At 62.1% G+C, this 11,090-nt stretch carries 10 protein-coding genes and 1 pseudogene; 4 read left to right on the top strand and 7 right to left on the bottom strand.

The features are described from left to right. Both DDF70_RS33330 and DDF70_RS33325 read right to left on the bottom strand, forming a co-directional pair. Nucleotides 1–381: helix-turn-helix domain-containing protein (locus DDF70_RS33330; RefSeq protein WP_162820863.1), on the bottom strand; the 381-nt coding region annotated here is incomplete at its 3' end. Nucleotides 382–735: 354 nt separating this feature from the next. Continuing rightward, nucleotides 736–990, bottom strand: a complete 255-nt coding sequence (locus DDF70_RS33325) for a DUF2171 domain-containing protein (protein WP_114948871.1) — start codon at nt 988–990, stop codon at nt 736–738. A gap of 684 nt (nt 991–1,674) precedes the next feature. Here DDF70_RS33325 and DDF70_RS33320 point away from each other — a divergent pair. After that, nucleotides 1,675–2,091, top strand: a complete 417-nt coding sequence (locus DDF70_RS33320; protein ID WP_114948870.1) for a hypothetical protein — start codon at nt 1,675–1,677, stop codon at nt 2,089–2,091. Nucleotides 2,092–2,355: 264 nt separating this feature from the next. On the opposite strand, the gene DDF70_RS33315 is transcribed toward DDF70_RS33320, so the two are convergent. Together DDF70_RS33315 and DDF70_RS33310 are read right to left on the bottom strand one after the other, a co-directional pair. After that, entirely contained in the window at nt 2,356–3,489 is a 1,134-nt protein-coding gene (locus tag DDF70_RS33315) for an acyl-CoA dehydrogenase family protein (RefSeq protein ID WP_114948869.1), read from the bottom strand. A gap of 38 nt (nt 3,490–3,527) precedes the next feature. Next, a complete protein-coding gene (locus tag DDF70_RS33310) occupies nt 3,528–4,673 on the bottom strand; it encodes a CaiB/BaiF CoA transferase family protein (RefSeq protein ID WP_205772579.1) in 1,146 nt (381 codons plus the stop codon). An 87-nt stretch (nt 4,674–4,760) separates the two neighbouring features. On the opposite strand from DDF70_RS33310, the gene DDF70_RS33305 reads away from it, so the two are divergent. Next, a complete protein-coding gene (locus tag DDF70_RS33305; RefSeq protein WP_114948868.1) occupies nt 4,761–5,672 on the top strand; it encodes a LysR family transcriptional regulator in 912 nt (303 codons plus the stop codon). 394 nt (nt 5,673–6,066) lie between these two features. Here DDF70_RS33305 and DDF70_RS33300 read toward each other — a convergent pair whose 3' ends face one another. From DDF70_RS33300 to DDF70_RS33290, 3 genes are all read right to left on the bottom strand, one after another. Next, nucleotides 6,067–6,462 carry a VOC family protein gene (locus tag DDF70_RS33300; protein ID WP_114948867.1) on the bottom strand — a complete coding sequence of 132 codons (396 nt, stop codon included), beginning with the start codon at nt 6,460–6,462 and terminating at the stop codon, nt 6,067–6,069. A 581-nt stretch (nt 6,463–7,043) separates the two neighbouring features. Then, on the bottom strand, nt 7,044–8,612 hold the full coding sequence (locus DDF70_RS33295; protein WP_114948866.1) for a GMC family oxidoreductase: 1,569 nt from the start codon (nt 8,610–8,612) through the stop codon (nt 7,044–7,046). A gap of 15 nt (nt 8,613–8,627) precedes the next feature. Next, nucleotides 8,628–9,188 (bottom strand): gluconate 2-dehydrogenase subunit 3 family protein, encoded by a 561-nt coding sequence (locus DDF70_RS33290; RefSeq protein WP_114948865.1) that lies wholly within the window; start codon nt 9,186–9,188, stop codon nt 8,628–8,630. 438 nt (nt 9,189–9,626) lie between these two features. On the opposite strand from DDF70_RS33290, the pseudogene DDF70_RS33285 reads away from it, so the two are divergent. Continuing rightward, a pseudogene (locus DDF70_RS33285) lies at nt 9,627–10,768 on the top strand (IS110 family RNA-guided transposase). A gap of 10 nt (nt 10,769–10,778) precedes the next feature. Further along, a complete protein-coding gene (locus DDF70_RS37250) occupies nt 10,779–10,952 on the top strand; it encodes a hypothetical protein (RefSeq protein ID WP_162820620.1) in 174 nt (57 codons plus the stop codon). Nucleotides 10,953–11,090 lie beyond the last annotated feature (138 nt).

The raw sequence follows: 11,090 nt of genomic DNA, 5'->3' as shown, positions 1-11,090 counted from the left end.
CGAGCGCGAGATGCGCACGCCGGAGCGCTTCTCGATCTCGTCGGCCAGCCGCGGTAGGGTCCAATTGGGGCGATCCGCCACCGGCCCGGACAGCACCTCCTCAGCGACCGCCAGGGCGCACGCGGCTTTGACCGGAGCTGGGCCCGGGGCGACGGATGTCCGCAGCGCCGCGACTCCGCCTGCCATGAAAGCGCTGCGCCAGAAGCGCACCGTATCCTCACGCACCCCGAAGGCCTGGGCGATGCGCAGGCTGGTCCAGCCCATCAGGGTCAGGAGGATCGCCCGAGCCCGATCCGCCTCGCCGCGATCCCGCGACCGGCTGAGTTCCTCCAGTTCGCGTCGTTGCTCGATACTCGCCACAACAGGAGACCTGCCTGCCATGATCCGCCTCCGCATCCGATCATGCTATGGAATCATGGCCAGCATCCGTTGGCCACCCCGTCGAAATCTGCTTAGGAGCTCTGCCTGCAACTCGATCGGCATACTGTCGAGCATGGCATCTCCTTCGCGACTGGGCCATCCCGGCGCCCGGGACGAAAAGGCCTTTGGCCCGTAACAAGCCCAAGCTGGTCCATCTGCGTGGACTTGCGATGGCCACCATCCGCCCAGCCTGAGAGGATGCGAGACTGAGTACCTAGGCGACGAGTTCAGCTCGGCGGCTCGTCTGCATATTGCGGTAACTGCACTGTGGTGGCTCTTTACGGCCAAGCGGCCTGCGGGTGGCGGTGGCCGAACTCAGGCGGAGCGATCCGCCTCCTGCTCGAAGGTGACGGCCACGTCCGCATTGGCGGACAGGCGCACCTTGTCGCCCTCGACGTCTGCCACAAGGGCCAGCGGAACGGTATGATGGTGCCCCTTGTGGGAGCCCTCGCCGCTGTCCTTCCGTGTTAGCTTGATGTGGTCGCCCTCGACCCGATCGACCGTTCCGACGTGGACGCCGTCAGCGCCGATCACCTCCATGTGCTCCCGAATCCTGCTGACATCGGTCATGGCTTTCTCCCGTAGATGACGGCAGCACAACGCATGATGACGGATTTGGATGCCGCCGCAAGCTCGTCGCCCGACAGCCCATCCCATCCTGAGCTCTATGGCGATCAATGGCGGATCGCCCAAGTGCCCTATGACACGAAATGGTAACATGTTCCGAAAGGAATTCTTACTTATGGCATCGCTTACGGCCGTGGTCCTGTTGGCCGCCATTCTCCTGCCCGTTATCCATGTGATCACGCCGCCGCTGCGTTTTCTTGCGGGCACCCGCCCGATGCCATGACGCAAACTTGAACTCGCTCATCGGAGACCGTGTTCTATCCCAACAATCCTGCGATCAACTCGTCGCGTGGCTGGTTGGCAACAAGACCGGGGATGCAAAGCTCCGTGCCGGCTTGCCGAAGGATTGACGGGTCGGGGACAAGACAGGTGGTGGGGATCATGGGACGATGAATGATGTCGCCGTGATCTGGCCACCCGGGCGCAGGCCGATCATTGTGAGCATCTACATGACGGAGACAGAGACCTCATTCGATGATCGCAACACCGCCATTGCCGAAATCGGTTGATCGCTCGAATCCGCGCTCGGCGGCTGAGCAATGTGAAATCCAACTGAACCTGAGTAATGTGGCCCATCTCACTGCGGGCTACCGGGGTAAGAAGCGAAGCGAGGCATAAAGACTTATCATGAAGTGGAACCTGCTTCTTCCCGCGACGCTCGCGTCATGCTTCCTGTTCAGTCTGGTGGCAGCGGAACCTGGTCCCCATGCCGTGATCAACATATCCCAGGCACTGCTCCGGGCCTACAAGGACAATGACGTCGTTGCTTTCCGCCAACTCCTGGCGCCGTCGGTTCGGGAACGCTACCCGACCGAGGTGCTGCATCAGGTCATGGCGCGCTGTCGCGCCCTGACCTTCGAGATCGACAGGATCAGTCTGCCCTCGTGGGGAAACCGCCATGTCGGGTACTTCGGCGTCTATGGGGAGCTTGCTACCCTTGAGATGCTTCTTGAGATCGACGACGACGAGAAAGTCGTTCACTGGGCGATCACCGATAACATCACCTCTCGCGATCAGTCTTGCATGATCAGCCACATGCCGTGAACCACTGCCTGTTAGATTGGGGCGTCGCGCGTACTTGGGAGACGCATTGCATGAGCGTCGTTGCAGCGTTGGTCCTGAGGACAAAGGATCGGCCGGATGATCACTCGGCCCCAGACATTCCTTCTCGAAGGTCCGGATAGGGTCAAACTTTCACCTTCAGGTCGCCCAATGAACGTCGGCTGATGACTGCGGAAGCAGACCCAGCGCTTACGTCCTAGCGATGCCGATCAGAGTCGTCCTCCGGGGGGCGGTCCATCCGGCGGATCAGGCGAGCAGGGTACGGGCGATGATGTTACGCTGGATCTCGGACGAGCCCTCGTAGATGCGCATGATGCGGACGTCGCGAGCCAACCGTTCAAGCGGCATGTCCCGCGAGTAGCCGTAGCCGCCATGGATCTGCAAGGCGCGGTCGATGACGGCACCAGCGGTCTCAGATGCCAGAAGTTTGGCCATCGACGCTTCCCGTGAATACCGCTTTCCCGATCCGCGCAGGGATGCAGCCCGCAGCCCCATAAGGCGAGCCGCTTCGAGTTCGGTTGCCATATCCGCCAGCATCCACTGAAGGCCCTGGAATTCCGCGATCGGGTGCCCATCCACTTGGCGGGTCTTGGACCAACTGACGGCAGCGTCCAGGGCCGCTCCCGCCATACCGGTGCACATGGCGGAAACTTCGATGCGGCCGTTGTCCAACACATGCATGGCGGTTCTAAAACCGCTGCCTTCGGAGCCCAATCGATTGCATTCGGGCACCCAGCAGTCGAATGCGAGCTCGAAGACGTGACCGCCGCGCAACCCCATGGTTTTTTCGGGAGCGCTTGTCGCGACCCCGCCGTGCCTGGGCTCGACGATGAAGGCACTGATGCCCTTGTACCCCGCGGCGGGATCGGTCTTCGCGAAAACGACGATGAAATCGGCGTATGCGGCATTCGAGATGAAATGCTTCACGCCGGTGATCCGGTATCCCTCCCCCTCGCGCAAGGCCCGGGTGCTCATGTCGGCCGGGTTGGATCCGGCCCGGGGTTCCGTCAGAGCGAAGGCTCCAAGGGAGCGCCCGGCAGCCGCCTCGGGGAGATATCGCTCCCGGATGGCATCGTCACCGCCGAGAAGTATAGAGTCCGTTGCAAGGTAGTGAGCCGTCACCATCGAAACCGTCGAGCCGCAACCTCCCGCCAAGGCCTCGACAGCAAGGTAGAGTGCTATCGGCGACACTCCTGCCCCGCCCCACCGCTCAGGAAGGTTCATCCCCATGACCCCGAGCTCTCCCAACGCCGGGATGTGCTCGGCGACGAAGATTCCTGTCTCGTCGATGGCCTGTGCACGAGGCTTAAGAGAAGCCTCAGCAAACCTCGCGACTGACTCGGCAACCGCAACGGCATCGGGGTCTGGCTGGAAGTTCATTATCCACTCGCTTTGCATCGGCAACCCTAAACTGGCGGTCAGCCGAGATCGGCCAGGATCTCGTCCGTGTGCTCTCCGAGCGCTGGGACTGGGGCGCTCCGCCCCCGGATGGTGCCGGAGAAATGTGCGGGCTGTTCTGGGACGGGAAAACCCAGGCTGCCCTCGCGGAACAACTGACGATCGCGCGTTTGATCCGAATGGATGGCCTCCGCCAGGTTCTGGATCGGTGCGACTGGGATTCCGGCAGCCGAAAGGAGGGCTTCGACGTCGGCGGAAGTCCGCCGGCCCGACCATGCCTCGATGTGGTCGCGCAGAGCGGGCTCGTTTGCGGAGCGGTCGGCATCGGTCCGGAAGCGAGGATTCTCGACCAGCTCCGGACGTTCGATGGTCTGTGCGAGACGCTCGAACAGCCGCTCGTTGAGCACGGCGATGGCCACATGGCCATCGGCCGTTTGATACACCCCGAAGGGGGCGGACAGCGGGTGGCGGTTTCCGACCCGCCCCGGAACCTCGCCACTGGCGAAGTGGCGGCATGCACCGGTGGGAAGAAGGGAGAGAAGGGCATCAAACATCGCGAGGTCGATGTGACACCCGCGTCCTGTGCGTTCCCGTTGCCACAGGGCGGACGTCACGGCCCATGATCCATAAAGGCCAGCGACCAGGTCGCCGATCGCTTCCCCCACCATGGTAGGAGGCCCGTCCGGATGTCCCGTCAACGACATGAGACCGCTCGTGGCTTGGACGATGATGTCATAGGCGGGACGATCCCTCATCGGACCCGTTTGCCCAAAACCGGAGATGCTGAGATAGATCAGCTTCGGGTTGACTTCGGAGAGTGCGGCATAGCCGATCCCGAGTTTGTCGGCGACGCCGGGCCTGAAATTTTCGACCACCACGTCGACCGTGCGTGCCAGCCTCAGCGCGGCATCGCGCCCCTCGGGCGACTTCAGGTCGAGGACGATGCTGCGCTTGCCGCGGTTGGCGGCCATAAAGAGCGCACTCTCACCATCGACAAAGGGGCCGATGTGACGATATTCGTCTCCCTGAGGCGGTTCGACCTTAATGACCTCCGCCCCGATGTCGGCCAGGAGCGCGGTTGCGAAGGGGCCGGCAAGCACCCGCGTAAAGTCGAGGACACGCAATCCCTCAAGGGGTCCTTGGACATTGCCCGACACTGCTTCCACGCTCGTCTCCCCTGTTATGGGAGCGATGCTATTGACACCTGTTGAATCAACGCAAATAATTTTTGGATATTCCGGGGATAAGATTTCTTGATCCCGTTCACCCTGCGCCAGCTCCAGTATTTCGTCTCAGCAGCGGAACATGGCGGCACCGCCCAAGCTGCGACCGCGATGAACGTCTCGCAGCCCTCAGTGTCGATGGCAATCAAGCAGCTCGAGGAAGCGCTGGGCGAGAGCCTGTTCGTGCGGCAGCACGCCCAAGGCTTGGTCCTAACGCCTGCCGGTAGAGCCAAGCTGGCCGAGGCGCGAAGCCTGCTCTCGCAATCTAAGGCTTGGATTGCCTCGCCGACGGGCATGAGCGGCCGCGATGCCTGGATCGATGTCGGCTGCTTCGTGACACTGGGGCCAAGCCACCTGCCGGCCATCATCAGGTGCTTCCGCCAGCACAATCCGGGCGTTCAGGTGAGGCTCCGGGAGGCGAATGTCGAGCAGTTGCATCATCTGATCGACAACGGCTCCATCGAGGTCGCTCTCACTTACGACCTCGGCCTCGGGCGAAGCGGGAACATGGAGGTCGTTGGACACCTGAAGCCCTATGCACTTGTCGGGTCCGACCATCCCTTGGCCACGCGGCGATCCGTCTCGCTGAAGGAAATCGCCGAGAACCCATTGATCCTGATCGGTCTGCCCCACAGCAGAGACTACTTCCTCAGCCTGTTCCGGTCGGCCGGCATAACGCCGAATATCGCGATGGAAACGCAGTCCCTGGAGATGGTGAGGGGAATGGTCGCCAATGGGCATGGCGTCTCCGTTCTGGTCACCAAGCCCACTCCGCAAGTCAGTTACGATGGGCGCACACTCGTTAGCCTGGAGATCTCCGAGACGGTTCCTCCGCAGAAGGTCGTGGTCATCACTCCGCGCCATTTCCCCGTGACCTGGATGGCTGAGGCTTTCATTCAAAGCATCCGCCAGCACTTCTCCACTGCGTCTGAAGGTCGTTAGGCATCGCGCCGAAGCTGGAATCCAACTTGTACGTGAACGGCTGAGAAGTTTGGATATTGCGCCTCCCACGTACTGTTGGCCAGCGCCGGATCCGCGTAGTCTCCCTCCGCTGATTTCCTGAACCGACCCGATCGGCTCACGCGACATTTCTGCCGTCCGCATCGGAAAGAGTGAACTCATTGCCTGAGACGGGTTATCGGGGAGTGGTGGCTTGACTAAGTGAATGTCTGCTCGGGGTCAGACTTTCACGCTCCAGCTACTCCGTGAACGTCGGAATTTGAGTGCCGAAGCGGACCAAACGCGTACGTCTCAGGAGTGCCGCAAGCGGTCGTTCGCGGTCGGAGAAGAGGTTGAAAGCAGAGAGCAATATATGAGCAAATTGGCGACACGGAGGCTACTGATACCGCCCGTGCCTTTGCAGAACCTCGACCTTGTAGCCGTCGGGATCCTGCACGAAGAAGAACTTCGCCATCAACTCACCGTCCCGGAAGAACTCCTTGATATCCGTCGGCTTGTACCCGAGTTCCGTGTGCCGTCTGTGCTCGGCCTCCAGATCGTCAACTGCCATGGCGATATGGCCGTATCCGTCGCCATGGGTATAGGGTTCCTTGCGGTCGTGGTTGATCGTCAGCTCCAGTTCGGTCCCACTCTCCTCGTCAAGCAAGTAGACCAGGGTGAAGGTTTCGAACGGGAACCGCGCCGCCTCCCGGAAACCGAACGCCTTTTCGTAAAAGGCCTTTGACCGGTGCTCGTCCATAACCCTGATCATCACATGAATGTACTTGGCCATCGTGGTACTCCTCGTCACCTGTCGCGGACACCCATTCATGCAGCAGCGGCTGTCCCACCATCCTGTTGTTGACGCTCCACTGAAGCCTGCCTTTATAGTCTCGGGCCGGAATGAGGTCGCGTCCGATCCCCGCTGTGGCTGGCTTATTTCGGGCTCTCCGCAGGCTTAGGATGGGCTCCAGCCGCCGCATCCATGTCGGAGGCCTTCTCGCCGGGTTTCAGCAACACGCCTTGCTGGGCTTGGGAATTGTCGGTCCGGGCTGGCGCAGGGGGGCCGTCGGTCTTCGTTCCGATAGGGCCTGGGCCCGGCGATGACCCTGTGACCGCGGCGCCGGGGGCGACCTGCCCTGCACCTTGGGCCGGCAGGGGTTCGGTCGCCAAGGGCGATGTTTGGGTCGAAGGCTGCTGTGCTCGGGGCTGGCCAACACTAATGGCAATCATGGCAAGGAGTGAGGCGACTGCGACCGCGGGAAGCGACAACGGACTTGTCATGGTGTTCCTCCATTCGACCATCGGCGACAGGCACGCGACGGAGCGCTTTAGTTCTCTTGTGCGGGTTGAAGCCACTGGCATGGTGGGAGATTAGATCTCCCGCTTGCCCATCTGATCGGCGATGTAGTCGGCTTGACGGATTGCCAGCGTTACGATCGTCAGCGTCGGGTTCTCCGAGGCTCCGGTCGTGAATTGACTGCCGTCGGAGACGAACAGGTTCTTCACGTCCCAGGTCTGTCCCCACTTGTTGACCACACCGTCCTTGGCATTGGCGCTCATACGGTTGGTGCCGAGATTGTGCGTCGAGGGATAGGGCGGCGTCTCGTACGTTTCGCGAGCGCCTGCCGCCTTGTAGACCTCGATACCTTGGCGATAGGCATGGCTGCGCATGGCAATGTCGTTGGGGTGATCGTCGAAGTGCACGTTCGGAATGGGCATGCCGAACTTGTCCTTCTCGGTAGGATGCAGCGTAACCCGATTGGTCTCCCGCGGCATGTCCTCGCCGACGATCCACATGCCGGCCATGTTCGGGTACTGCTCCATCTTGTGCGCGAAGTCCTTGCCCCATGCGCCGGGATCGAGGAACGCCCCCATGAACGGCAGCCCGAGGCTCAAGGTCTCCATCTCATACCCGCCGGCGAAGCCTCGCTCCGGTCTATGCCCGGATTCGTCCCGGATGATGCCCGCCATGGTCGTGCCGCGGAACATGTGTACGGGCTTGTCGAACGCCGCGTAAACGGAACCGGTGACATGCCGCATGTAGTTGCGTCCGACCTGCCCCGAGCTGTTGGCGAGACCGTCCGGGAATTTGGAGGAGGCTGAGTTGAGCAGCAGCCTCGGACTCTCGATCGAGTTGCCCGCGACACAAACTATGCGCGCCTTTTGGACGTGCTGCTGTCCATCGCTGGAGGCGTAGAGGACACCCGTGACCTTCCCCGCTGCGTCGTGCTGGATTTGAAGCACGTGGCTCTCGGGCCTGAGTTCCAGCTTGTCGGTCGCAAGCGCGGCCGGGATCTCGGAATTGAGCGTGCTCCACTTCGCCTGGCTCTTGCAGCCCTGGAAGCAAAAACCGATCTGCTGACAGCTCGGCCGATCATGGCGCGGTTCGCTGTTGATCGCCATGCGGCCGGTATGGACCTCCTTGTAGCCGACCCGCTTGGCCCCGGTATAGAGCACCTTGAAGTTGTTGTTGCCGGGTAAGCCGGGGACACCATTGGTCCGGGTCACCCCCATCTTATTCTCGGCCTTGGCGTAGTACGGCTCCAGTTCCGCCAGCGTGAGCGGCCAATCCAGCAGGTTGGCACCCTGGATGTCGCTGTAGGTCGAGCGGATCCGGAACTCATGTTCCTGGAAGCGGAGCGAGGCTCCTGCCCAATGCGTGGTGGTGCCGCCGACGGTCTTGCAGATCCAGGCTGGCAGGTTGGGAAAGTCACGAGCAATCCGCCAAGTGCCGGAGGTCGTGCGTTTGTCGAGCCAGGCCAGTTGGGCGAAGCTCGCCCACTCGTCATTGATGAATGTGTCGGCGTTCTCTTCCTTCCCTGCTTCGAGGAGCACGACAGGGATGCCCTTCTGGCAAAGTTCGTTGGCAAGGGTGCCGCCGCCTGCGCCGGAGCCGATGATGACGACGACGCTGTCGTCTGAAAGGTTGTACTGGGCCATCGTGATCCTCCCGCCTCAACCCGTGTATGCCGGTGGGCTTGCCTCGGCATCTGGCTGCATCGTCCAGCCCGCGTCCTGGAAGCCGCGGAAGAGATAGCCGCCATCCTGGGCGGAACTGCCCTGGTAACCGAAGGTCGGCCAGATGTTCTTGTTGTTGTACAGGGCAACGACCGTGTGACCGCGCAGGGTCTGGAAGAACTTGCTGGCTTCGATGCGCTTGAGGGCATCGACCTGGTAGCCTTCAGACAAGGCGAGCCAGGGTACGCCGTAGGCTTTATCAAGCTCGGCGATGCCCTCCGTGACCAGGGTCTTGAGCGTGTTGTCGGATTGCATCTTGGTATCGAATGCCTCGACTACCTCCGCATAGTAGATGTCGCCGAGCATGTCGTGGGGATAAAGATGCCGCGTGACGACGAGCAGGACTTTGGCCTGCTCTGGCGGCAGGACCTTCAGCGTCACGGCCCAGGCCTCGTTGGACGCCAGGATGGTGGTGGCGCCGCCCACGACCATGACGCTGGCCGCAGCCGTGGCAGCACTCCGCATGAACTCCCGGCGATTGAGGATGCGTTTCGTCATACAGTCCCTCCCAGATCCGACGGTCGCGTTCGTTGGGATGGCTCTTATGGACGGCGGCAAAAGCCGCTCGCTGTGGGGGCATTGTCGCACGCCCTCGCCATTTCCGCGGTCCCGAGCCTGAGAGGGCGGAACTTCAGGAAGTAGGCCCGATTGGTCGTGTGGGGTCAAGCCTTCGGCCGCGAGGAAAAGGGAGCGTACTGCACGAGTGCCCTGGGTCATTAGGTGTAGGCTGATCTCAGCTCCCCAGGGCTATGGTTAAGCTTCTTCCGCCCCTTGCGAGGTGATAGAGCTTCCCAGATCCATCACGCCCATCCTGAAGGCCTGATGTCCGCTTCGGGTCGAGATCCTATGAGGGGTGGATAGCGGCCTGCTTGATGGCAGAGTGAGGTTGCTGACCCACCACTCTGGAGGCGACCCATGTCACTTGATCACCGGCCCATGCAGACCGCTATCCGCACCGATCTTGGCGCGATCTTCGTCTCAATGGAACTCAGTCGTTCCGTCTGGCTGATCACCTCGCTGTCGCCCGGGGCCGGCGAGAAGATGTCGAAGCATGCGACGCCAGCCGGTGAATCGCCGGGCTGCTGATGCGGTTTGCGCAGTTGCAGGAGAAGGCACAGGCCCGCACCGGTCAGGTTCCTCCGATCATCGCCATTCATGAAGCCGGTCTGGATGGGTTCTGGATTCACCGGGTTCTGCTCAGCGAAGGCATCGAGAGCTATGTCGTGGACCCTGCTTCGATCGCCACCTCCCGCCGGCGGCGACGCGCCAAGACCGACAAGATCGATGGCGAAGCCCTAGTGCGCACCCTGCTGGCCTACAAGCGCGGCGAGCCACGGGTCTGTGCCATGGTCAAAGCGCCCACCCCAGAGGAAGAGGATCAGCGCCGGGTCAGCCGGGAGCGCCAGACCCTCACGGTGGAACGGGTGCAGCATGTCAATCGCATCAAGGGGCTGCTGTTTGCGCAAGGCATCCGGGACTATGAACCCCTGCGTCGCGATCGCCGCCAGCGGCTCGACGCGCTCACGACCGGCGATGGGCGCCCTTTGCCGCGGCATCTCAAAACTCAGATCCGGCGTGAGCTCGACCGCTTGGAGCTGCTGCTGGAGCAGATCAGGACCGTGGAGGCGGAGCGGGATGCTCTCCTGGAGCGGGCTCGGGCCGCCGAGACCGCACCCGCTCCGGCCCTGCTGCTGGGCCTGAAGGGCATTGGGGCCGACATTGCCGGGATCCTCTGGGCGGAGGGCCTGTTCCGGCCTTTCAGCAATCGCCGACAGGTGGCGGCCTATGCGGGCCTGGCTCCCACACCCTGGAAGAGCGGATCGATTGATCGCGAGCAAGGGGTGTCCAAGGCTGGCAATCCGCGGCTGCGCACGATCATGATCCAGCTCGCCTGGCTCTGGTTGCGCCACCAGCCGCATTCAGCCCTGAGCCAATGGTTCAAGGGCCGGGTCAGCGCGAGCGGCAGCCGCCAGCGCAAGACATCCATCGTAGCGCTGGCCCGCAAGCTGCTGGTGGCGCTGTGGAAGTATGTGGCCTCCGGCGTGGTGATCGAAGGCGCGGTGATGAAGGCCACATGATCCCTGAACTTTGCCTCATCGAGTGATCTTCCAGGATCTGATCAATCCTGGCGGATGCGGGTCGGCGAACCGAACACAGCCCTGGCCTTGCCTGCCGCTGTTCGAGAAGGGTGCCGCCGTCCTGAGCCTGGCCCGCCGCAAGCGGGATGATGGTGCAGCCGTTCTGAATGGCGACCGCATGTGAGGTGGACCGTGCCCAGGGATGGGCCGCGTCATGGATGAGGCTCAGACCCGCGCGTCCGCTGTAAAACAGGAGATCCTATGATGATGCCCTGATCAACCGCTTGACCACCCCACCCTCATGTGAGGCTGTGTCAAAACG

The organism is Microvirga calopogonii (assembly GCF_003347665.1).
Classification (GTDB): Bacteria; Pseudomonadota; Alphaproteobacteria; order Rhizobiales; family Beijerinckiaceae; genus Microvirga; species Microvirga calopogonii.
The sequence above is the reverse complement of the archived record's forward strand: the minus strand, read 5'-3'. Positions and strand labels throughout refer to the sequence as shown.